This window comes from Acinetobacter sp. YH12069, assembly GCF_013419675.1.
GTDB classification, from domain to species: domain Bacteria; phylum Pseudomonadota; class Gammaproteobacteria; order Pseudomonadales; family Moraxellaceae; genus Acinetobacter; species Acinetobacter amyesii.
In genome coordinates, this window is sequence record NZ_VOZS01000005.1 from 138,901 (window position 1) to 161,117 (window position 22,217).

Consider the following 22,217-nt stretch of genomic DNA (forward strand, 5'->3'; position numbering starts at 1 on the left):
TAAAATAATGTGATTGATTTTTAGTCAACATTTATTCTATAGGACCTTATTTTCAATTCGCCTACTTTATCTAAAATACCTGAAACTAGTGATTTTAACGAAGGTTATATTTTAATAAGATGTATTTATCTTCTTACTTATCTGGCTAGTGTGAAGATATTATCGAGGCGATGAATTGAGATATACATCAAGTCATATATTACCTTATCAGGCTACCTATTTGGGTTAGCCTTTTCTTTTTTCTAGATGCTGTATTTCATTTTTTAACTGATGTTATATAGTAACATCAGAAGCGCGATTTGATTTAAATAAAAACCGATATGCGTAAGGCCATCCGCAAGTGTTTGAGACAGGATGACTTCTAATCAAAAATGTTTTTGCGATACTTTGAATAAGTAGACGCTAGTGAACGAGTTTTGCGGTGAGGAGCATTGCTCTGCAAGATGGTTTTCTTACGAAGCGCACTTCTCATTTTGCCGAATGAAGAAACAACGTTTCGTAAGAGTACCTCCAGCCGAAAACTAATCTCTTTATTCAATCCCTAGATGTAAGATTCCATCGAATAGATTTAAAAATGCGAAATTACTTTTACGTGAGTAACATCAGTTTTTAAATTAATATTAACTTCTGCCAAATAAAAAAAGAGAGCACAGGGCTCTCTTTAATTTTCACACTGATTAGTTAGTGCAGATTGTTAGTGATTTTCTGCAAGATTTGAAGCAATACATCAAATTCACTTTGAAGCGGCGTACTTTTACGCGTCACCAATGCTAATGTGCGTGTAGGGCTTGCTTCAATTTCTTTCACAGCCAAATCTTCATTGGCTTTGATCATATTGGTATGAACTGCAATTTCAGGCAATAAGGTAAAGCCTAAATCTGCGGAAACCATTTCAACCAAAGTTGGCAATGAGCTTGCTTTTAAACGATGGTCGTTTTTACGTTCACCAATCGGGCAAGCACTCAAAGCATGATCACGTAAGCAATGGCCTTCTTCAAGCAACATTAAACGAGATAAATCTAGGTCGTCTAAAGATTTCGCTTGAGCTGCATTTTGGTCAGCTTTGTTGTACACCAAGAACAATTTTTCTTTGTTTACTTCTGCAACTTTCAAGCTACGTGTATCGAAAGGAAGAGCAAGTAATACGATATCTAGATTACCGTGCTCGAGTTTCTCAACAATTTTTTCACTTTGTGCTTCATGTAAATGCAATTGAATTTTTGGTAGTTGCTTATGCACTTCTTCTAATAATGGTGCAAGTAAAAATGGCGCAATAGTAGGAATGACCCCTAGATGTAAATCACCCGTTAGAGGTTCGCTCATTTCACGACTTAAACGCATTAGGTCTTGCGCATCTGCCAATAGAACTCGAGCTCTTCCGACAACTTGTTCACCAAGAGGAGTTAAACGCACGTTTTGACGGTCGCGTTCTACCAATACGCCACCTAGTAAACGCTCAAGTTCCATGATCCCGCCAGACAAAGTAGACTGGGTGACAAAAGAACGACGCGCAGCTTCAGTAAAGTGTAGCGTTTCTGACAGTGTTACTAGATATGACAGCTGTCTTAAGGATGGTAATGCAGCCATAGTGTCCTAATTTATGATTTAAAGTGATCAGCAAACAAACCGCTAAGATATGGAATAAAATGCGGTGGGATATCATGCCCCATTCCATCAATTAATTCAAATTTAGCACCTGAAATAGCCTTTGCAACGGCCTTACCATGGCTTGGCGGCAGCAAACGGTCACGAGCTCCATGAACCACAATGGTTTTATGCTGAATTTGTTTATCCAACTGCAGCAGGGAACCTGTACATAATATTGCTAAAAACTGTTGAAGTACACCCGCTGGGTAATAACTCCGTTTATAGAGTTTACGTGCAGTTTGTATCGCTTCAAGCTGATTAATATAGCCTGGAGAGCCTATAATATTAAAAACTTTCAGGCTATGGTTAATAATGCCATCTTCATCGTTAGATTCAGGTTTTTCAATTAGACTAAATAATTGCTTTGGAAATGGCGGTGGAAGTAAGGGGTGGATGTTACTGGTAAAAAGTAAGCTTAAGTTGTGCACTTTATCTGGATAGCGTGCCGCCACGATTTGAGCAATCATGCCGCCCATCGAAGCGCCTAAAATATGGACTTTATCAAGTCCCATACGATCAATTAACAGTGCAACATCGTCTGCCATATCGTATAGATCATAAGGCGCACCTTGATTCTCTAGACCTAAGGCAAAACGTCCCATCAGTTTAAAGGTGTTAAGACGTGGGCCTGGGTTACGAATTTTACTCGACAGACCAATATCGCGATTATCAAAGCGAATAACTCGGTAACCTTGGTCTATTAGGGACTTACAAAAGAAATCGGGCCAATACAACATTTGTGCGCCGAGTCCCATAATCAGTAAGATTGCAGGATCTTCAGGATGACCACCCACCTCGACATGAAGTTCAATGCCATTGCCTAACTCTACGCGAGTTTCATGCATAAAAGAGGCATAAGGTGAAATATTAAACTGAAGGGCACTATTCATTGTTATTTTCCTTTAAAAAGGACGTCTATTATTATCAGGACGTCCTTGTATTTAAACCTTAAACTGAAGCGGGAATCAAGTCCGGAACCTGCTTAGTCAAAGTTAAGCGTTGCTTCCCAGCAGTTGCACCGAGCAGTACAAATCCACGTAATACGCCATCTTGATCAATCGCACGGGCAATCATGCCATCTTCAAGCTCTTCTGTTTCCCATTGGGTTTCTACATCAATTGGCGCAGGAAGGACAGTTAAAGGTGCAGCAGGTGTTTTAACAGCTACAGGCATGGCTGGATAATGCACAGCGGTATGTTCACCATTGAGGGTTTTTGCCAAAGCACGTGCTTGTTGCATGATCGGCATCACGTATGGCAGAAGGGTACCATTAACTTCAGCACAGTCACCGACAGCATAGATATCTGCCAAGTTGGTTTCTAAGCCTTTATTGGTTAATACACCGCGGCTGGTGTGAATGCCGGCTTGTTTTGCTAAGTTAATCTCAGGCTGTAGACCAATCGCAGACAACACAACATCTGCCACTAAGCTTTGACCATTGGCAAGGCTCACTTGATAGTCACCATTTTCAATACGTGACACTTTGTCGACTGTCGTACCTAAAACGAATTGAATACCCGTTTCTTCTAAATTGCTTTGGAATTTAGCTGCAACATGAGACGGCAGTAGGCGACCCAAAGGTTGCGGAGCTAAATCGACCACCGATACTTTCGCCCCAGTATTTTGGAGGTCGTTGGCAAATTCACAGCCAATCAAGCCTGCCCCTAAAATCACCACACGTTTATCTTCACGTGCTGCAAGCTGTTTACGGAAAGCTTTGTAGTGATCTAAATTGTTGACGACGTGAATGTCTTCACTGCCATCACCCGAAATAGCTAAGCGAATTGGATTTGCGCCGACTGCTAAAACGAGTTTTGAATATAGTTGTGTTTGAGTTCCATTTTGGCTTTCAATAGTAAGCTCATGTTTTGCTGCATCAATGGATTTAACCCAACTCTTATTGATGATTTGCATATTGAGTTGAGCCGACATTTTTTCGGCATCCCCTAGAGGGATTTGCTCAGGAGTTTTATTACCAACGAGCGCATTGGATAATGTCGGTTTAGCGTAGTTAATGGCATCATCCGCACAGATCATAATAAGTTCTAGTTCAGTATTTAACTTTCGAAATTCACGTGCAACGGCATATCCCGCCATACCAGAACCAATAATGACAATAGGGTGCATACTCAACTCCAAACACATTTCATATTTTTTTAAAGACAAAAAAAAGACCATAACGATGATGGCCTTAGATTCTATTTATTAGATTTCAACCATTTCAAAATCTACTTTTGAGACGCCACAGTCTGGGCAAGTCCAATCATCCGGGATATCTTCCCATTTTGTTCCTGCCACGATACCGTCTTGTGGCCAGCCTTCTGCTTCGTCATAAATCCATCCACAAACGATGCACTGATACTTTTTCATTCCATTCTCCAAAAACTGACACAAAATTAAGTCAGTAAATACTTCATAACTGTATAAGTTTATACCTTAAGGTTAATTAGCCTTATACAGTAGACTGTTATGTTAAATTTTTACGCAGTTCTAACGATAAAGTAAAGTGGCTAAGAGTTTAATGAGTGAAATTAAAAGCAGAATGGCAGTGAGGGACAATAAATATCATCAAAACCCCAGATCTGGGAAAAATTGTCTGACAATATTTATGCCTATTGAAAGCTATATTGGAATTCATTTCCGTGAATTGGGTTCTAAATACCGCTTTTTCTATATTCATAGACTAAAGTCTTGCAGAAAAAAACTCTAAAATCTTTTATTTTATGATCAGGAAAATATATATTTGATATTTTTTAAATAAATATAACATTAATAATCAATAACTTATGTAAATTTACTGTATCTTAAATATGCATTTTGGTAGGGGGTTAGCTGTTCTTTTCTCTCAAATCGCGTTAAAATTCACACATTCCTTCCTTAATTTATTTTCTCCTATTATGAGTAATTCTACTGCTGCGGCATTGTGGTCTAACATTCGTACTGTCCAAGATTTTCCAAAACCAGGAATTTGTTTCTTTGACCTTACGCCGTTATTTATGAATAACATCGAATCGTTAACTGATGCCCTAATTGCAAGTATTCCAGCTGAGCAATTGGCAGAAGTAGATAGCTTTATTGCAGTTGAAGCGCGTGGTTTTGTTTTGGCAAGCTTACTTGCCCAGCGTACGGGTAAAGGTTTGGTCTTGGTACGTAAAGCAGGCAAATTACCACCACCAGTTGTCGGTGTGGGTTATAGCCTTGAATACGGTTTAGATCGTCTTGAAATGTCAGCTGAAATCGAATCACAAAAAGTAATTATTGTGGATGACGTATTGGCGACGGGCGGTACGCTTCGTGCAGTGAAACAATTGGCTGAAAAATGTAAACACCAAGTTTTAGGCGCAAGCATTTTCTTAGATTTGCCTGACTTGCATAAAGATTTGGGTTTAAATATCTGGTCGGTTTTAGATGATAAAACACGTCCTGAAGCAGATGCTGCCTAAGCGTCAGCTTTAAAATGTAAAAAGCCTTGTCTATGACAGGGCTTTTTTATGTCTGATAAAAACGACGTTGCTACTTATGATTAATATGATTTATTTTTTTAAGTAGTTTAATTCGAGATGTTGGATTAAATCATTGATATTTTCAGGGCATTGTAGACGATGGTGTCCGCCATCCATCACTTGAACTTGCATATAATCTTCGAGTTGTTGTTCTGCTTCATACATATCCAAGATTTCATCACCACGTTCGATATAGGCAATTTGTGGAATATCGTGATCCAAATCCATTTCATTGATTGCAGGGTAGTCGTCGCGAAAGTCTGGATGCAGACTCGGGTTGGCAATTACACACGGAATGCGATGAAACAGCGACATTTTCAAAGCCCAATATGCCCCGAGACTATGACCGACGATGATATCAGGCTTAATGGTTTCAATACTCTCGTGGTAAAAGTCAGCAACAGTTTGAAAATTTAAGTTGCGATAGTCCACTTCAATGCAGAATTTTTGTTTTGCATCGATGGCATGGAATTTAGTGGATTCACGGGAAGAATCCAATCCATGTAAAAACAGAATTTTCGATAAGCAGGAAGTCATTGTTTTTCTACACACTGTTTTCAGACATTTTGGATGTGTTGAATATTTTATTTTTCAACAATTTTATGACTTCATTGTAGAGAGAATTGTCAAAAAGAGAATTTAGCTTTTGGTCTAATTTGTAGGCATTTAAAAGACTTTAGTCTTAAAGAAAATAGATTAAAAGGTTGAATTAAGTTATTAATATTTATTTTAATGTGTTGATAGTTATAAGTATTTTTTAAAGCTTTTAGTTCTCATTTGATATCGTTAAAATGTAGGTTTTCGAGCTTGAGTATTTAATTTTTATCTACTGCATATTTGCAAGGTATGTTTTATGTCTACCTGAAGGTATAACGATTAAAACATCTTACTTCGATAAATTTCTACTTATTAAAAAAATGCGCGCATTGCTTACTGCTCAATTCAAAGGAAATCTGCTATGCTATGCAACTTCCGTTTTTTAACTATTTGAGACAGAGATGACGCAACATAACGCTCAATCGACTTCTGAACAAGCCATTTCCGAAAACGATTTAATTGCACAGCGTCATGCCAAGTTAGAGCACATCAAAGAGCACGCCAAGGAAACAGGTGTTAGCCCGTGGCCTAACACATTTAAGCGTGAACACTATGCACAAGACCTACAAGATCAATTCGCTGAAAAATCAAAAGAAGAAATTGAAGCAGGCGAAAAGGTTTATGTAAAAGTTGCTGGTCGTGTGATGTTGAACCGCGGTTCATTCATCGTAATCCAAGATATGACTGGTCGTATCCAGCTTTATGTACCACGTAAAGAGTTGGATGCTGATGTTCTTGCAACTATTAAAGCACTCGATTTGGGCGATATTATAGCCATTGAAGGTTATATTGGTCGTTCTGGTAAAGGTGACCTGTATGTTCATATTGAACATTTTGAGCTTTTAACTAAATCACTTCGTCCTCTTCCAGACAAATTCCATGGTTTGACTGATACTGAAGTTAAATACCGTAAGCGTTATTTAGACCTCATCATGAACGAAGAAACACGTAAAACTTTTGAAATTCGTGCAAAAGTGGTGTCAGGTATTCGTTCATATTTGAGCAATGAGCGTTTCATGGAAGTTGAAACACCAATGATGCATGTGATTCCGGGTGGTGCGTCTGCGCGTCCATTCGAAACTCATCACAACGCTTTGGATATGCCTTTATTCTTACGTATTGCACCTGAGCTTTACTTAAAACGTTTGGTCGTTGGTGGTTTTGAGCGTGTGTTCGAAATTAACCGTAACTTCCGTAACGAAGGTGTATCAACACGTCATAACCCAGAATTCACAATGATTGAATTTTACCAAGCGTATGCAGACTACAAAGACCTGATGGCTTTGACTGAAAATATGCTTGAAAAATTGGCGATCGACATCTTGGGTTCGACGGATGTGCCTTATGGTGAAGAAGTGTATAGCTTCAAAGGTCCATTCAAGAAGATTTCGATGTTTGATGCGATTCTTGAACACAACCCAACGTTCACTGCTGAAAATGTATCTGATCGTGAGTTCCTTGCAAACTTCGTTAAAAATGAACTGAAAGAGCAAGTAAAACCTGGTTTTGGTTTAGGCAAACTTCAAACCATCGTATTTGAAGAAACTGTTGAAACAGAACTTCGTCAACCGACATTCATCACAGAATACCCAGCGGAAACTTCACCATTGGCACGTCGTAATGATGAAAATCCACATATTACGGACCGTTTTGAATTCTTCATCGGTGGTCGTGAGTTGGCAAATGGTTTCTCAGAGTTAAATGATCCGATTGACCAAGCTGAACGTTTCCAAGCCCAAGTTGCTGAAAAAGATGCGGGTGACGATGAAGCAATGCATTACGATGCAGACTTCATTGAAGCATTGGAATACGGTTTACCTCCTACAGCGGGTGAGGGGATTGGTATTGACCGTTTGGTGATGTTATTTGCGAATGCTGCAAGTATTCGTGAAGTGATCTTATTCCCTCATATGCGTCATAAAAACTAATTTAGTTTTTGAAATAAAAAACCCGCTTAATGCGGGTTTTTTATTGTTTCAATAGGGGATATTTAATTCTTCTTAGCCAATTTTCAGACAAAAAAATACGCAATGATTGGGGTGTTCACTGCGTATAACAACGAATCTGCTTTCACAGGTTCGGTAAAGGAGAAATGTTATGAATTTAGGTATTCCTAAAACATAAGTAGATAATAGAGTGAACGGTCAGTCATTTCATTGGTGTTCACGTTAAGTGATGTTACCTAACGTTAAAACTAAGGAGATTTTGTGAATACCTTCATAAAAAGTGCCTGTAAAAAAAAGCCTTTCACATTGGAAAGGCTTAATTTTATAGAACTTTTTAAATTTAGAAGTGGAATACACCCAAGCCAGATTTAATCTCATCCAACGTTTGTTGGGTAATATCACGGCATTTATCGGTACCGGTTTTTAAAATATCCATGATGTAGTCAGGATCTTTTTGCAATTCTAAACGGCGTTCACGGATTGGACCGATCAGCTCTTTTAGCACACCTTCAAGACGCTTTTTCACAGTACCATCGCCTAGACCACCACGACGATAGTGTTCTTTTAATTCCGCAACAGCTTCTTTATCAGGATCGAATGCATCGAGGTAAGTAAATACGACGTTACCTTCCACTTGACCTGGATCTTCAATACGTAAATGATTTGGGTCGGTATACATTGCATTAACAGCTTTCTTGATATCTTTATCAGTCGCGTCAAGCACAATAGTATTGCCCAAAGATTTAGACATTTTTGCTTTACCATCAAAACCTGGCAAGCGGCCGACATTAGAGAGTAAAGCTTTACATTCAGGAAGTACGTCACGACCAATTTGACGGTTTAAACGACGAACAATTTCGTTGGTTTGTTCAATCATTGGAATTTGGTCTTCGCCCACTGGAACGACAGATGCTTTAAACCCTGTAATATCGGCAGCTTGAGCTACTGGATAGCATAAGAAACCTGCAGGAATATCACGCTCAAATCCACGCATTTGAATCTCAGATTTGATGGTTGGATTACGCTCTAAGCGAGAAACCGTCACAAAGTTCAAATACAACATGGTCAATTCATTCAATGCTGGTAAGCATGATTGAACGCAAATCGTGGTTTTGGTTGGGTCAATTCCTACAGCAAGATAATCGGTTGCGACTTCAATAATATTGCGACGAACTTTTTCGAAGTTATCGGCATTATCAGTTAAGGCTTGAGCATCAGCTAAAAGGAGATGTTGATGATGCGAATCTTGTAAACCTACACGTGAACGTAAAGAACCTACAAAATGACCTAAATGTAATTGTCCAGTCGGACGGTCGCCAGTCAAAATCACTGGACGATTATCTTGAGTACTCATTATCTGTTCCAAAGTGGTAGTCAAAGCTACGGCTGATTTTCAAAGAATGTCCCCATTGTACGGCATTCTATTTTTGATTGTTACTGACACAGCACAATTGATTGAAAAATGGGTGAATATTTTATTAATTATTAAAAAACTAAATACAATTTTAGCGTTAAATAGAATTAGAATATTAAAAAATGCCTAAAGGATAAAAATAATGGCGAGTAGCTTATTAATCTTACTTGATGATATTGCAACTGTGTTGGATGACGTTGCTGTGATGAGTAAGATGGCAGCCAAAAAAACAGCGGGTGTCCTTGGAGATGATTTAGCACTGAATGCACAACAAGTCAGTGGTGTCCGTTCCGATCGTGAACTTCCTGTCGTTTGGTCTGTCGCCAAAGGTTCTTTTGTTAATAAATTAATTTTGGTTCCGGCTGCTTTATTGATCAGTGTGGTTGCACCTTGGCTGATTACACCGCTTTTGATGATTGGTGGTTTGTTTTTGTGCTATGAGGGTGTGGAAAAAGTCCTGCATAGTTTGCATCATAAAAAAGCCAAAACAGAAGAAGTTGCTCGTGAAGAGATGACCCATATTGAAACGGATTTGGTGACTTTTGAAAAAGAAAAAGTCAAAGGTGCCATCCGGACCGATTTTATTTTATCTGCTGAAATTGTGGTGATTTCATTGGGTACGGTTGCAACTGCGGCATTTGGGACCAAGGTCATGGTGCTTTCGGTGATTGCAATTATAATGACCGTTGGTGTTTATGGTTTTGTCGCGATGATTGTCAAAATTGATGACTTAGGACTTTATCTCACGCAACAAGCATCACAATTCAAAAAGACTGTTGGACAAGGTTTGTTAGCATTTGCACCTAAGTTGATGAAGACATTGACCATTGTCGGTACGATTGCCATGTTTTTAGTGGGTGGTGGCATCATTACCCATGGTGTGCCTTTACTACACCATTTTATTGAAGGCTCTGTAGATTATGCTGAACATATTCCTACAGTTGGCAGTATTGTGGGTGCATTAACACCGACTTTAATCAATTTAGTGACAGGTTTTATTGCAGGTTTAATCGTGCTGTGCGTCGTATCTTTAATTCAAAAAGTATGGCCAAAGTCGCAAAAGGATTAATCTGTAAACGCACGGATATCAACTATTTTATATAAGGAAGATCACTATGCGCTGGAAAGGTCGAAGAGTTAGTTCAAACGTAGAAGACCGTCGCGGTGGTGGCGGTGCAAAAGCGGGTGGTATCAGTATTCTCGGTTTGGTTGTGGCATTTGTTGCGTGGAAATTTTTTGGTGTAGATCCGCAGCAAGCTTATCAGGCGACCAAACAAGTGACTTCACAGGGTCAAACGGCTGAAGTCAAAGGTCTGGATAATCCAACACCTGAACAACAAGAAGCGATGGATTTTGTTGGAACGGTTTTGGCCGATACGGAAGATACGTGGAATAAAGTCTTCCAAGAACAGTTAAATGCCCAGTATAAACCGCCTAAATTGGTCATGTTTAATGGTGTGGTCAATTCGGGTTGTGGTACAGCACAAGCTGCAATGGGGCCGTTTTATTGCCCAGCAGATCAAAAGGTCTATATTGATACTGCATTCTTTAAAGATATGCGTACGCAAATGGGCATTACGGGTGAACAAAATCAAACTGAATTGAGTCGTCAAGATCAGGCGGGTGATTTTGCGCAAGCCTATGTGGTTGCCCATGAAGTTGGACACCATATCCAAACGATTTTAGGCATTTCTGAGCAAGTTCAGCAGGCGCGTGCGCAAGCGTCTAAAGCTGAAGGTAATCGTTATTCGGTCATGCAAGAACTACAAGCAGACTGCTTTGCGGGTATTTGGGCGCATCATAATCAACAACGTACCCAATTTTTAGAGCAGGGTGATGTAGAAGAAGCGATGGACGCTGCACATAAGATTGGTGATGACTATTTACAGAAAAGTGCAACTGGGCAAGTTGTCCCAGATAGCTTCACGCACGGCACCAGTGAACAACGTATGAAATGGTTCCAGACAGGGTTGAAATCAGGCAATATCAATAGCTGTGATACCTTTAACCAAGCCATTTAAAACAAAAAAAGGAGGATGCAAACATCCTCTTTTTTTTATTGAAAAATAGATTGAAGCTTATTTGTTGAGAAATGATTTGAAGTTTCGAACAATGCGATAGCTGACATACAATGCGGCAAATGCAAATAAAGCTACGCCAAAAACAGTATATTTAAGGCCTGAAATATCGTTTTGATAGAACTGTTTTAATTGGGCATCGCTATAGCGTAATTGTTGTTTTTGACCAGTGCGGCTATTGGTGAAACTCACATTTTGGATATATTGAAATTGTCCAATTTTGAGTAAATCGAGGTGTTGAATTTGTCTGGTGTGTTGCTGATTGAATTCATCGAGACAAATATCTTGTGCATAGTTTTCACAATTCAGTTTGGCAAGATAACCATTATTCGCCAGCATGATAAAAATCGCACGATCGGGTGATTCATTATTGGAGACCAAAACCAATTGTTCTTTGGGCGTTGAATCCAGTGAGATCGTTTTTGCCTGACTAAAATAGTGCTTAGCACGTAAAATTTCCTGTGTCTTGCTATAGCAAGTGAGGATCAGGGCCGCCGTAATGATAAAGATCACAGCCGCAAAAAAGAGTCGAAAAACAGTTTTAATAGTCTGATGCATAGGAGAAATCATGTAGATGATGAGAATGCATAAAATCTATGCAGGCTTGCTATGTTAAATGATCTTGATAAAAGATGTGAAAAAAACTGAATTTATACACGGTATTTAGATAAAATTCGTTAGAATATTTTATTTTTAAATACCAAATAATTTAGTATTTATTTTTAAAATACCTATATCTCACTCTGTAGGCGACAGAGCACCAAAATTGGGAACGAAATGGGAAATTATTTTTTTCTACAGGTTTTTACCGTTATTTTTGCACTTTCGATTGCAACCACCATTTTTAATAAACGTATCTTGGGTTTTCCACAAGCCATAGGTGTTCCTATTGTTTCTGCAATTTTTGTCTTTATTTTGCAATGGGGTGCAAGTTTGCTCAATGGCAATCAATTTGTGACGATTAATTTACACAATATTGAAGAAGCCGTTCGTCATATCGACTTTTATGACTTTTTAATTAATGGCGTGATTTGTTTTATTTTGACCTCTTCAGCCTTGAAATTTAAAGTTTCAGATTTACGTTTACATTGGAAGCCGATCAGTATTTTGGCCAGTATTGCCTTGGTGCTTTGTGCGGTGTTTTTTGGTGTTGCTTTATATGGTTATCAGTTCTTAATTGGTCATCATGTTGATTTATTGGTGTTGTTATTATTAGGTGCGGCTTTAGGTGCAACTGACCCAATTGGGGTTAAAGGTGTATTAAGTTCTGTACGTGCGCCACATCATTTGATGGTGAAATTAGAAGGCGAATCGCTCTTTAATGATGCCATGTGTATTGCCGTGTTTATGACCTTACTCAATGTTTTGCAAGGTGAACATTTTACCGTCATTGGTACGCTTGAAACACTGTTATATGAAATTGTTGTCGCAGTCATCATTGGTTGGGCATTTGGCTTAGGGATTTTACGTTTACTCCGCGGTAAACATGAAATGGAATCCTTGATTTTAACCACAGCTTTATTGGCAAGTGGTTCATATCTAGTCGCTTTATTCGCACATGCATCAGCACCAATTGCATGCGTCATTGGTGGTTTAATTGTTGGGAATAAGTGGAAAGAAATCCTTCAAGATCGTGAAATTCGTGAAGTCAATCATTTCTGGCATACCGTGGAAGGGATCATCAATTCCTTCTTATTTACCCTGATCGGTCTTGAATTATTTATCTTAGATTTAAGTATCAGCTTGATTTTAGGCGGTATGGTGGCGTTTATCATTTTGCATGCATCGCGCTTTGCAGCAAACTATTTATCTTTTGCATTCTTCCCAAGTTTCCGCAAAAAAAGTTACAACGGTAGCCTTGCCATCTTATCGTGGGGTGGGGTTCGTGGCGGTATTTCATTGGCCTTAATCCTTGCTGTTGCCAATATTCCTGAACTCAGTGAATACAGCAGTATTTTGATTGGATATACATTTATTGCAGTCTTAATGTCGGGCCTCGTGTGTGGCCTAGGTTTACCCGCTGTGATGAATGCTTTTTATTACAACCCGAATGAAGAAACCAAAGGTTTCAAAGGTTGGTATCAAAGAATGTGCCATAAAATGAATAAAAAGGGTTTCCAATATATCGTGGGCGAAGATATACATGGTAATGAAACCATCACGGTATATAACCCAGAAGCATTAATAGATACCAAAGCGGATGATGGTGTTGCTGCTGTACATAATCCAGAGAAAGTGCAAGAAGTTCGTCGATTAGAAAATCCCGAAAACTTCTAAATTGCTTTGTTCGATTTAAAAAAAGGAAATGCTTGAGCATTTCCTTTTTTTATTTCTAGCTGTGTTCCATCATGAAACAGCAAAATGTGGGAAATTATGACTGGTCATTCAGCAGGAGATAAAAACATATTGATATTGCGATTAGCTATCAAAAAAGTTCTGATGGACTACATCTACTTGTTGACTCTATAGGTTTGAAGTTATTAGCTGAAGGTGAATCGAAACCTAATAAACATCAGTCTGAAGGTCGACGACAATGGCGTAAACTTCGTATTGGTATAGATGCTGAAAACATTGCAAACATGGACAATTCAGCTCATGACAACAATGTCAGCAGTTCATAAGTACTAGAAAACTTACTTGCATAAATTTCACCTAGTGAGCCAATGAATTCTAGCTATACCGATGGCGCATATGACACAAAATGCTGTAGGCATATCATTTCAGATTTATAAGCACTCTAGTCATTCCTCAAAGAAAAAATGCGAAACCATGAAAAGACAAAAAACTGTGGCTTTGGGAAGAAATGAATTCTTAAAGACAGTCCGACGTGTAAGGTGTGCCGTCATGAAGCTTTTAGTCACATCATGATAAAGTTTATTTGAAGTTCTGCTTTAAATGACGCTGTCTTTTTGCATAAGAAATACGATATCTCGCCATGTTTTTAATTGCATAAATGCGCTCTCTACCAAGGGGCGATATTTATACAAATGGTTGTCATAGCCCAAATGTGTCGATAAAGTTGAATTACTCACTTTGAAAAATACCGATGTGACTTTACAAGATCTAATCGATCACAACCAATTACTGTACTAATCTGTAAAAATTAAGTATTAATCAAAGAGAACCTTAGGGTTCTCTTTTTTGATGCGACTCAAAGGAGCTCATGTGAAGCAGAGTGATGAATTGGCAACGCAAATTTTGTCGGTCATTCAATTGATACCGCAGGCGAAGATTGCCACTTACGGACAAATTGCCAAATTAGCGGGTTTACCGAAGCATGCACGACTGGTTGGCTATGTACTCAAGCATTTAGATGCAACATCAACGATCCCATGGCATCGGGTGGTCAATGCGCAAGGAAAAATCAGCACGCAGCGTTGTAATGAAAAAGGTGAAAATATCCAGCAGTTGAAGCTGGAAGCCGAAAATGTCTTTGTAGTGAATGGACGCATCTCATTGAAACAATATCAATGGATACCTTAAAAAATCCTTGCCTTAAACTTAGCGTTTTAATTTTATTATTGATGAAGTAGTCAATAAAAAGCCCTCTAGGATCAGAAGGCTTTTTTAAGCTATAAATCTAATGGCTTATTTGCGCACAACCAAAACAGGAATGTCTGAAGCACCCAGTACACTTTGAGCTACGCTGCCCAAGAAGAATTTTTTGATCCCTGTACGGCCATGTGAACCAATGATAATCAAGTCCGAATGTGTTTCTTCTGCAGCTTTAACCAGTTCAGTATGCACCACTTGACCTTCAAGTAAGCGAGTTTCAACAGTGACACCTTCAGTTGAAAATTTCGCTTTTGCTTCTTCAAGTGTATTTAAAATCGATGCACGAGCACGTTCAATTAAATCATTGGTTTGTGCTGCTGAAATATACTCTGCAGCAATATATGGATCGAGCGTCAGTACTTGAACCACAGTAATTTTACTGCCAAAAGTTTTTGCAAACTCGACAGCTTTAGCCACCGCAGCATAAGAAGTTTCTGAACCGTCCACTGGAACTAAAATATTATTTAAAGCCATCTTATTTCTCCTTATCTGATCAATTGAATTTGGATGGAAAAACCTGAAAAAAAGCGCTATTACATTGATCATAGTTTCATCATACGCTTTTTTATTTTGGAATAAAACCAAGTAAATTCATAAGGATATTGTGAAATTCGCAATAAAAATATTGCAAAAATATAGACTTGTTTTCACCTCGCTTAGCGATAGCAAAAATGCTCAATAATGTAAGCAGCTATGTCTAGATTGTAAGACAATTTGGTGCTGAAAAATTGAGCCTAGATAATTCATCCAACAGCAGACATATTTTCAATCACACCGTTTCTCTTGCTCTGTCAGGGTAATATGCAACGCTTGTTGCTCAAGCAAGCTTAATTTATGCAACGCATCTTCAGGGAAGATCTGTTTTTGCAGGCGTTGAATCTGTCGTGCTGATAAATGCTGATTGGCACAATACATCGCAGCTTCATTGGCGCGAGCAACACTGACTAATTTCTCCTGATCATTGAAGTCGAGACGAATGATAGGCTGCTGTGCTCGGCTAAGTTGAGCCATGCTGCGTTTTTGTTGCATGCTTAATAAGGGCTGTTTATTAATCCAAGTCGCCACATCACGTCGCACGCCATTGTAGTCAACAAAAATAGGCGAGACGATTTGGCAGCCCGTTAAGGTCATGACAGCAAGGCTGAGGGTCAGACAGGTTTTTTTTATCGAATTGAATTGCATGATAAAACTCTAATTTTTAATCAAAAAATATAGTAATTAGGCCTAAAAATAGCATGATTTGCTTAAATAGTAACATCTTGAACTTTGCTTGTTTAAACTCTGAACAATTGCAAACAAAAATGCTTGACGATAATGTGTGAAATCTAGATAATGCCACCACAGTTTACGGCTATGTAGCTCAGTTGGTTAGAGCACCGCACTCATAATGCGGGGGTCACAAGTTCAAGTCTCGTCATAGCCACCATTTTTATAGACCAAGCTCTCAGCTTGGTCTCTTTTTTTGTGCCTAGAAAAAGTCAAATAGATTGAAATAATTACAGCACTAATAAAATAATCTATTTACGATGTTAATGTAGAAATAAAAGACAACTCAAATCTTTGATGTTATGAATTGATGTCCTAACTTTTGAAATACACATCTCAATTATTTTTTATTCTTACTGCTGCGTATTTTGCGCCTATAAAAAAGCCCAGTGATAGAACTGGGCTTTTTTTGATTTGAATCAAGTAATTAGATACCCGGTTTCCAACCATTCACGATCGGATAGCGACGTTCACGGCTAAATGCACGTGAGCTGATACGTGGACCGATCGCGCCTTGGCGACGTTTGTATTCGTTTAGATCAACCAAACGGATCACTTTTTTCACAACTTCAGCATCAAAACCTTTGGTAATGATGTCATCTTGGCTCATGTCTTCTTCGATATACGCATACAAGATGGCATCCAATACTTCGTATTCAGGTAATGAGTCTTGGTCTTTCTGATCTGGACGAAGTTCCGCAGAAGGTGGGCGAGTAATTACACGTTCAGGAATCACTGGTGTTTCTGAAATGCTGTTACGGTATTTTGCTAGTTCAAATACAATCGTTTTATAGACGTCTTTAAGAACCGCAAAGCCACCGACCATGTCACCGTACAATGTGCAGTAGCCAACAGATAATTCAGACTTGTTACCTGTAGAAAGGACTAAATTGCCGAACTTGTTCGATAAGGCCATTAACAATGTACCGCGAGAACGCGCTTGTAAGTTTTCTTCAGTCGCATCGGTCGGTGCATCACCAAAGAATGGGAACAAGGTTTGCATAAAACCATTCACAATTGGATTGATTTCGGCAATACCAAAAGTCACGCCCATATTCTTGGCTTGTTCAGCCGCATCTTCAACACTGATTTGCGCGGTATAAGTATATGGCATCATGACCGCTTGAACTTTATCGGCACCAATTGCATCGGCAGCAATCGCTAAAGTTAATGCTGAGTCAATACCACCAGATAGACCTAAAATCACACCTGGGAAGCCTGAACGTTGTACGTAGTCACGTGTTGCGATCACAAGGCTTTGATAGATTTCAGCCATGGTATTTAATACAGGGGTGATTGCACCTGTTTTAAAGGCTTTTTGTTCGGCATCGTATTCTGCGATATATAGATCTTCAACAAAACTCGGTGCTTGCAATGCAACTTCACCTGAATTGTTCATTACAAAGCTTGTGCCATCAAAGACAAGATCGTCTTGACCGCCGACTTGGTTGCAGTAAACCAAATTGATGTTCAATTGTTTGGTCAATGCAGCCATTGTTTCAATGCGATGCTGTGGTTTACCAACTTCATAAGGTGAAGCATTCAACACCAAAGCGGTTTCAACATTTAACTGAGCAAGCTGTTGAACAGTTGGTAAAGCCCAAACATCTTCGCAAATCAATACACCAAACTTATGACCTAAATATTCAAAGACTAGGTGTTGATGACCTTCACTGAAATAACGTTTTTCATCAAAAACGCTATAGTTTGGAAGATTTTGTTTATTGTAAATCCCGAGAACTTGACCATTTTTCATGACAGCAGCAGAGTTATAGCGCTGACCATCTTCAGTTTGATTTACAAAACCAAAGACTAAAACGATGTCCTTAATGCTCGCTAATTGTTCAAAAGCTTGCTGTGTACGTTTATTTAAACTTGGACGTAATAATAAATCTTCAGCAGGATAACCAACTGTAGAAAGTTCCGGAAAAACAATAATATCTGCGTTCTGTTCTTTTGCAACATTGGCTTGTTGAAGCATTTTTGCTGCGTTTGATTCTAGGTTACCAATATGCGGAGAGAACTGAGCAAGTGCAATTTTAAAACTATTCATTCCAACTAAATCCTATTCCTATAGGTGAATACACTTAACACACTGATTTGTATTATTGTGATTATTCAGCGAGTGTATTTAGATACGAAAAATACTGCCGAAAGGCGAAAACAAAACACCATCATCGTATGATAATTCACTTGTTTTGATGCAAAGCAAAAAAATAAGGTGAGCCTATTTTATCTGAATTTAAGCGAGATACTAGAGGTATTCATAGCTTTTAAAAGCCTAGCTGAGCTTATGTGCCATAAAGTAAATATTAATGCTGTTTTTTTGTACTTAAAATGGCGTCAATGGATTAGCAATAGCGTGAAATGGAATGATCAGGTGGTATTTAATTATATCTAAAAATATTCGCTACAGAGCATGGACGCTTTAGAGCTCAATTTGATGAACAAGTTCAGGATATAAAATAATATTTTTAATTCGCTTTAAATAGATGTCACGTGCAATGTCACCTTGTTGCTCAATGTTGTAGTCAAAAAATGCCTTGTGTGCTTTGAGGGTATAGCGGTAAGGATTATATTTTTTAAAACTAAAGAAATACGCCATCTGTAAAACAGCACCCCGCCCCAAAACATTGATCTGCTGCTGGTATTGATAAACATGGGCCATCTCATGAATAAACAGGGCACGATATCCTAAAGACGCTTTGGCATAGTCCGCTTTAAACAGTAAATTTCGTGCATGAATATACCCCTGCGGCGCCATGACCACATGTGCCGATTGCCAAGGCAAAAAAGGGTGATTCATCACTTTCACTTGTTCATATTGAATCAAATCCCCAAACACACTGCGACACATGGATATTTCACCTGCCGTGAGTGATCGATATTTAAAACCTTCAAGTTTTAGCAGCCGAATGAGTGGGGGAAAGAAAGGCAACATGATGAAAAGTGATTATTGTTCCTAAGGGATGTGTAGTTTTACTATAACCTGAAAATATAATATCACGCTGTTGCGCTGTATTTAAAAAGCGATATTTTTGCATCTGCTACAGCGAAAAATCGGTCAGGGCGTTACAATTTAGTTTTCGGTCAAACAGATAGTCAGATGCAAGCACGGATCAATACTTTAATTTCTGAAATCAGCAAAAATATGTATGAACGTGAGCAGATTATTGCTTTGAGTTTGTTGGCTGGTGTTGCGGGTATGAATACCTTTTTATATGGTTTGCCCGGCACTGCAAAAAGTTTGATTTCACGTCGAATCGCCTCTGCTTTTGAGGTCCATGACTATTTTGAATACTTGATGAATCGTTTCAGTACACCGGAAGAAATTTTTGGACCGGTATCGATCAAAGCCTTAAAAGAAGATCAATATATTCGTAAAACAGAACATTATTTACCACGAGCAGATTTTGCTTTTTTAGATGAAATTTGGAAAGCCAGTCCAGCGATTTTAAATACTTTACTGACCTTGGTGAATGAGCGGAGTTTTAAAAATGGTGACATTGTCCAAAAAGTTCCATTGAATGTTTTGGTTAGTGCATCGAATGAAATTCCCAAACCAAATCAAGGTCTAGATGCATTGTATGATCGTTTTATTTTGCGTTTAGAAGTGCCGCCGATTGCTATTGCAGAAAACTTCCATGCACTATTAGAGGCCAAACCGAGTCAAGTCAGTGTTGAAGTCGATGCAACTTTAAAAATAACAAAAGCAGAGTTACAAGATTGGCGGGAACAGATTTATCAGGTGGATTTACCCGAATCGATTTTAAATCTATTTGATCAACTTAAAACACGACTCAATCATAACTTTGAAGATCACGTGGTCTATGTCTCTGACCGTCGTTGGCAACGTGTGGCTTATTTAGTCAAAGCCTGTGCATTTTTAAATGATCGTCCATCGGTGATTTTGAGTGATCTATTGATTTTAAAACATTGCTTGTGGAATCAGCCTGAAGACATTGGTTTTGTATCGCAGCAGATAGATGAAGTATTGGCTGAAAATGGCTTAAATTACGGTTTGCAATTCGAACAGCATGTGGCAGAGAAGGATGCACTTGAACAGCGGGTGCTCAATCATTTTTATTATACCGATGATGTGTATGAGAGTTATTTAATTCATGGCATTGACTACTTGCGTGCAGTGACTAATCTAGATCGACACTATAAAGATAAAGTGTTGTATCTCGAACTGGATAAAATGGATACGAAAAAGGACTTCTTTGCCTTAGATGATACGGGTGAAGAAGTGCGTGGCATCGTATGTAATTTTAATGGTTCAAGAGTATGTACGTTAAAAGGTGGTTATTACGGCTTAGAAGAAGTGGTGACGCCGTATATAAAACATACCAAAGGTAGTCCACGCAGCTCTCTTTCAGCACAAAGCCAATATGAGCTGTTACACGAAGTTCAACAGCTCAAAGCACTGTTTCAAACAGAATTGGATCTGTTGACGGAACGCTTTAACAGTCAAAAACATCAGTTTAAATCGGTCTTTGTCACTGAACAGGATATTCAACAATTAATTCAATCTATTGAGCAGCAATTGGCGAGATATCAGTTGCAGTTACAAGATTGTGAGCGCTTGGAACAGTTATGTCGCAATTAAAACTGACACGACATCAAACTCAATCGGCACTCGATGAATTAAGTTCACAACTATATGATGAATTAAAACAATCCAGTTTAAAACATTGGTTGGAAGATCATAAAGTTGCAAAAAAGCTCGATCAAAAAATTCAGGAATGGGCCTTTCAGGCAAAATCGAGTTTAGATCAGCAGCATCCCTATGCAGTGGCGCAGCAGCAATTGGAATATTGGCTTGCGTTAAAGCATTGGGAGCAGGGTGATTTTGTTCAATTCCACACTGAATATGCCGCCTTCATGCAAACCTTAGGGATTCCAGAATTCACTGAAATGTGGCAACAGAGCCAACAGCCATTGCTGACCAAGCAGCAGCGTCAATTACAAATAGAGCTATTTAAAGGCAAATGGCAGCGTAAATTGACCGAAGCCATTGCGCATTGGGAGTTTGAGCAGCTCAGGTTACAACGAGATGCCTTTTTAGATGAAATCAAAGATTTTCTTGCGACATTGTCGAAAATGGTCAAGCACCATGACAGTGTCGGGTTTGAAACTGGGATTTTTCTAGACTATTCCAAAGGGCAATTAACTGAGCACGATGTACAAAACTTTGAGCAATGGGCGAATTATCTCGAGCAAGATCGGGCGCTTAAACGTCTATGTCAAATGATTGGAAGCGCACAGCCGAATATGCCACGTAAGCGGATTTCTGCGCAGTTAGAACAAGAACCACTGCAGCTTATTCACACCCCGATGGCGCAAGAGGAAATTACTGGAATTAAATTGGCACAAGAACTCAGTATGGCTTTACCTAGCGAGTTGGCGCTATTAGCCGATCCAGACTTGCAAGTTTTATTTGATTTGAAATATTTAGAATCTAATTTGATGAGTTTTAATCGACAAGGTCAGCAACAGGGACGGGTGATCGAAGACCCACGCCATACGCAGCATCGAGTCGGACAAAAAGGCCCGATGATTGTCTGCTTAGATACCAGTGGCTCAATGAATGGGCAACCTGAACTGATTTCCAAAGCGATTTGTTTGTATTTATCTATTCGAGCGCTAAAAGAAAAGCGAGCGATGTATTTGGTGAATTTCTCGACCAATTTAACCGCGCTGAATTTACAGCGTAACAGCGCTTTGGATGATGTCATTCACTTTTTAGGGCAGTCATTTCATGGGGGAACCGATATTATCCCTGCGATGAATCATGCCGTGGACATGTTGAAACAACCGAATTTTGTACATGCCGATGTGGTGGTAATTTCCGACTTTATAATGGGTCAACTGACTGAAGAACTCATGCAAGAGATCACACATTTTAAGCAGCAGGGCAATGGATTCTATGCTGTGGCTATCGGTAATTTTAAACTAGATCATTTAGATGACAGCCTGTTTGATCATCAATGGGTCTATCAATCTGTGACTGGCGAAGTGCAAAAAATCTAATAATCGTCCCTCACAAAAAATACGCCATGACCTTTAATGACAAGCTTTTGAGCCATACAGCATTGATGTTTTAAAGATTGTCTGACAAAGAAAATATTTGAGCATTTTTGCAAATCTAGAGGTCGGTTTTGCTAATGGTCTAGTGATCTATCTCACTTAATTTGATCCTCAATCTATG

At 38.9% G+C, this 22,217-nt stretch carries 19 protein-coding genes, 1 tRNA gene and 1 pseudogene; 10 read left to right on the forward strand and 11 right to left on the reverse strand.

Features of this window, described 5'->3' with window-relative positions; genetic code table 11:
* Positions 1 to 681 precede the first annotated feature (681 nt).
* The 4 genes from oxyR to rubA all read right to left on the reverse strand — a co-directional run bounded on the left by oxyR (position 682) and on the right by rubA (position 4,017).
* Positions 682 to 1,587 carry a LysR family transcriptional regulator OxyR gene (gene oxyR, locus FTU16_RS04545; RefSeq protein ID WP_180007453.1) on the reverse strand — a complete coding sequence of 302 codons (906 nt, stop codon included), beginning with the start codon at positions 1,585 to 1,587 and terminating at the stop codon, positions 682 to 684.
* 11 nt (positions 1,588 to 1,598) lie between these two features.
* On the reverse strand, positions 1,599 to 2,537 hold the full coding sequence (locus FTU16_RS04550) for an alpha/beta fold hydrolase (RefSeq protein WP_218948613.1): 939 nt from the start codon (positions 2,535 to 2,537) through the stop codon (positions 1,599 to 1,601).
* Between the two features lie 58 nt (positions 2,538 to 2,595).
* Positions 2,596 to 3,774, reverse strand: coding sequence for an NAD(P)/FAD-dependent oxidoreductase (locus FTU16_RS04555; RefSeq protein ID WP_180024096.1), 1,179 nt, complete (start codon positions 3,772 to 3,774; stop codon positions 2,596 to 2,598).
* 78 nt (positions 3,775 to 3,852) lie between these two features.
* A complete protein-coding gene (gene rubA / locus FTU16_RS04560; protein WP_005179369.1) occupies positions 3,853 to 4,017 on the reverse strand; it encodes a rubredoxin RubA in 165 nt (54 codons plus the stop codon).
* A gap of 527 nt (positions 4,018 to 4,544) precedes the next feature.
* Between rubA and FTU16_RS04565 the strand changes: the two genes are divergently transcribed.
* Positions 4,545 to 5,090 (forward strand): adenine phosphoribosyltransferase, encoded by a 546-nt coding sequence (locus FTU16_RS04565; protein ID WP_078189930.1) that lies wholly within the window; start codon positions 4,545 to 4,547, stop codon positions 5,088 to 5,090.
* 90 nt (positions 5,091 to 5,180) lie between these two features.
* Here FTU16_RS04565 and FTU16_RS04570 read toward each other — a convergent pair whose 3' ends face one another.
* Positions 5,181 to 5,687 carry a YqiA/YcfP family alpha/beta fold hydrolase gene (locus FTU16_RS04570; RefSeq protein WP_078189929.1) on the reverse strand — a complete coding sequence of 169 codons (507 nt, stop codon included), beginning with the start codon at positions 5,685 to 5,687 and terminating at the stop codon, positions 5,181 to 5,183.
* Positions 5,688 to 6,148: 461 nt separating this feature from the next.
* Between FTU16_RS04570 and lysS the strand changes: the two genes are divergently transcribed.
* A complete protein-coding gene (gene lysS, locus FTU16_RS04575) occupies positions 6,149 to 7,675 on the forward strand; it encodes a lysine--tRNA ligase (RefSeq protein WP_168379233.1) in 1,527 nt (508 codons plus the stop codon).
* Between the two features lie 358 nt (positions 7,676 to 8,033).
* Here lysS and trpS read toward each other — a convergent pair whose 3' ends face one another.
* Complete coding sequence (gene trpS, locus FTU16_RS04580) at positions 8,034 to 9,047, reverse strand: tryptophan--tRNA ligase (RefSeq protein WP_180162789.1); 1,014 nt, start codon at positions 9,045 to 9,047, stop codon at positions 8,034 to 8,036.
* Positions 9,048 to 9,249: 202 nt separating this feature from the next.
* On the opposite strand from trpS, the gene FTU16_RS04585 reads away from it, so the two are divergent.
* Positions 9,250 to 10,176 (forward strand): DUF808 domain-containing protein, encoded by a 927-nt coding sequence (locus FTU16_RS04585; RefSeq protein WP_168379230.1) that lies wholly within the window; start codon positions 9,250 to 9,252, stop codon positions 10,174 to 10,176.
* A 46-nt stretch (positions 10,177 to 10,222) separates the two neighbouring features.
* A complete protein-coding gene (locus FTU16_RS04590) occupies positions 10,223 to 11,128 on the forward strand; it encodes a neutral zinc metallopeptidase (protein ID WP_078189924.1) in 906 nt (301 codons plus the stop codon).
* A gap of 57 nt (positions 11,129 to 11,185) precedes the next feature.
* Here the strand turns inward: FTU16_RS04590 and FTU16_RS04595 are convergent, their stop codons facing one another.
* Positions 11,186 to 11,743 carry a hypothetical protein gene (locus FTU16_RS04595; protein WP_168379229.1) on the reverse strand — a complete coding sequence of 186 codons (558 nt, stop codon included), beginning with the start codon at positions 11,741 to 11,743 and terminating at the stop codon, positions 11,186 to 11,188.
* Between the two features lie 219 nt (positions 11,744 to 11,962).
* Here FTU16_RS04595 and FTU16_RS04600 point away from each other — a divergent pair, with 219 nt between their 5' ends.
* The 3 genes and pseudogenes from FTU16_RS04600 (at position 11,963) to FTU16_RS04610 (ending at position 14,668) form a co-directional block, all read left to right on the forward strand.
* A complete protein-coding gene (locus FTU16_RS04600; RefSeq protein ID WP_078189922.1) occupies positions 11,963 to 13,462 on the forward strand; it encodes a sodium:proton antiporter in 1,500 nt (499 codons plus the stop codon).
* A gap of 122 nt (positions 13,463 to 13,584) precedes the next feature.
* Positions 13,585 to 14,017: pseudogene (locus tag FTU16_RS16485) on the forward strand (transposase); the annotation flags it as partial.
* Positions 14,018 to 14,329: 312 nt separating this feature from the next.
* Complete coding sequence (locus FTU16_RS04610) at positions 14,330 to 14,668, forward strand: MGMT family protein (protein WP_180162790.1); 339 nt, start codon at positions 14,330 to 14,332, stop codon at positions 14,666 to 14,668.
* Positions 14,669 to 14,773: 105 nt separating this feature from the next.
* Here the strand turns inward: FTU16_RS04610 and FTU16_RS04615 are convergent, their stop codons facing one another.
* Both FTU16_RS04615 and FTU16_RS04620 read right to left on the reverse strand, forming a co-directional pair.
* On the reverse strand, positions 14,774 to 15,214 hold the full coding sequence (locus FTU16_RS04615; RefSeq protein WP_180102599.1) for a universal stress protein: 441 nt from the start codon (positions 15,212 to 15,214) through the stop codon (positions 14,774 to 14,776).
* Positions 15,215 to 15,505: 291 nt separating this feature from the next.
* Positions 15,506 to 15,922 carry a hypothetical protein gene (locus tag FTU16_RS04620; protein WP_180162791.1) on the reverse strand — a complete coding sequence of 139 codons (417 nt, stop codon included), beginning with the start codon at positions 15,920 to 15,922 and terminating at the stop codon, positions 15,506 to 15,508.
* Positions 15,923 to 16,089: 167 nt separating this feature from the next.
* On the opposite strand from FTU16_RS04620, the gene FTU16_RS04625 reads away from it, so the two are divergent.
* Positions 16,090 to 16,166 (forward strand) — tRNA-Met (locus FTU16_RS04625).
* Positions 16,167 to 16,433: 267 nt separating this feature from the next.
* Here the strand turns inward: FTU16_RS04625 and FTU16_RS04630 are convergent.
* The gene (locus tag FTU16_RS04630; protein ID WP_180113037.1) at positions 16,434 to 18,059 is read right to left on the reverse strand and encodes an NAD+ synthase; all 1,626 of its coding nucleotides are present in this window, start codon (positions 18,057 to 18,059) and stop codon (positions 16,434 to 16,436) included.
* A gap of 375 nt (positions 18,060 to 18,434) precedes the next feature.
* A complete protein-coding gene (locus FTU16_RS04635; RefSeq protein WP_218955621.1) occupies positions 18,435 to 18,947 on the reverse strand; it encodes a hypothetical protein in 513 nt (170 codons plus the stop codon).
* 165 nt (positions 18,948 to 19,112) lie between these two features.
* Between FTU16_RS04635 and FTU16_RS04640 the strand changes: the two genes are divergently transcribed.
* Together FTU16_RS04640 and FTU16_RS04645 are read left to right on the forward strand one after the other, a co-directional pair.
* A complete protein-coding gene (locus FTU16_RS04640) occupies positions 19,113 to 20,615 on the forward strand; it encodes an AAA family ATPase (RefSeq protein ID WP_180162792.1) in 1,503 nt (500 codons plus the stop codon).
* Complete coding sequence (locus tag FTU16_RS04645) at positions 20,603 to 22,039, forward strand: VWA domain-containing protein (protein WP_180162793.1); 1,437 nt, start codon at positions 20,603 to 20,605, stop codon at positions 22,037 to 22,039. The genes FTU16_RS04640 and FTU16_RS04645 overlap by 13 nt, the downstream gene beginning before the upstream one ends.
* Positions 22,040 to 22,217 lie beyond the last annotated feature (178 nt).

Bases quoted from the DNA above. Each gene is read 5' to 3' on its own strand.
- FTU16_RS04550 (WP_218948613.1), bottom strand. From the start codon at position 2,537: ATGAATAGTGCCCTTCAGTTTAATATTTCACCTTATGCCTCTTTTATG.
- FTU16_RS04555 (WP_180024096.1), bottom strand. From the start codon at position 3,774: ATGCACCCTATTGTCATTATTGGTTCTGGTATGGCGGGATATGCCGTT.
- FTU16_RS04635 (WP_218955621.1), bottom strand. From the start codon at position 18,947: ATGTTGCCTTTCTTTCCCCCACTCATTCGGCTGCTAAAACTTGAAGGT.
- trpS (WP_180162789.1), bottom strand. From the start codon at position 9,047: ATGAGTACTCAAGATAATCGTCCAGTGATTTTGACTGGCGACCGTCCG.
- FTU16_RS04620 (WP_180162791.1), bottom strand. From the start codon at position 15,922: ATGCAATTCAATTCGATAAAAAAAACCTGTCTGACCCTCAGCCTTGCT.
- FTU16_RS04590 (WP_078189924.1), top strand. From the start codon at position 10,223: ATGCGCTGGAAAGGTCGAAGAGTTAGTTCAAACGTAGAAGACCGTCGC.
- FTU16_RS04640 (WP_180162792.1), top strand. From the start codon at position 19,113: ATGCAAGCACGGATCAATACTTTAATTTCTGAAATCAGCAAAAATATG.
- oxyR (WP_180007453.1), bottom strand. From the start codon at position 1,587: ATGGCTGCATTACCATCCTTAAGACAGCTGTCATATCTAGTAACACTG.
- FTU16_RS04585 (WP_168379230.1), top strand. From the start codon at position 9,250: ATGGCGAGTAGCTTATTAATCTTACTTGATGATATTGCAACTGTGTTG.
- lysS (WP_168379233.1), top strand. From the start codon at position 6,149: ATGACGCAACATAACGCTCAATCGACTTCTGAACAAGCCATTTCCGAA.
- FTU16_RS04615 (WP_180102599.1), bottom strand. From the start codon at position 15,214: ATGGCTTTAAATAATATTTTAGTTCCAGTGGACGGTTCAGAAACTTCT.
- FTU16_RS04630 (WP_180113037.1), bottom strand. From the start codon at position 18,059: ATGAATAGTTTTAAAATTGCACTTGCTCAGTTCTCTCCGCATATTGGT.
- FTU16_RS04565 (WP_078189930.1), top strand. From the start codon at position 4,545: ATGAGTAATTCTACTGCTGCGGCATTGTGGTCTAACATTCGTACTGTC.
- FTU16_RS04570 (WP_078189929.1), bottom strand. From the start codon at position 5,687: ATGACTTCCTGCTTATCGAAAATTCTGTTTTTACATGGATTGGATTCT.
- rubA (WP_005179369.1), bottom strand. From the start codon at position 4,017: ATGAAAAAGTATCAGTGCATCGTTTGTGGATGGATTTATGACGAAGCA.
- FTU16_RS04600 (WP_078189922.1), top strand. From the start codon at position 11,963: ATGGGAAATTATTTTTTTCTACAGGTTTTTACCGTTATTTTTGCACTT.
- FTU16_RS04610 (WP_180162790.1), top strand. From the start codon at position 14,330: ATGCGACTCAAAGGAGCTCATGTGAAGCAGAGTGATGAATTGGCAACG.
- FTU16_RS04645 (WP_180162793.1), top strand. From the start codon at position 20,603: ATGTCGCAATTAAAACTGACACGACATCAAACTCAATCGGCACTCGAT.
- FTU16_RS04595 (WP_168379229.1), bottom strand. From the start codon at position 11,743: ATGCATCAGACTATTAAAACTGTTTTTCGACTCTTTTTTGCGGCTGTG.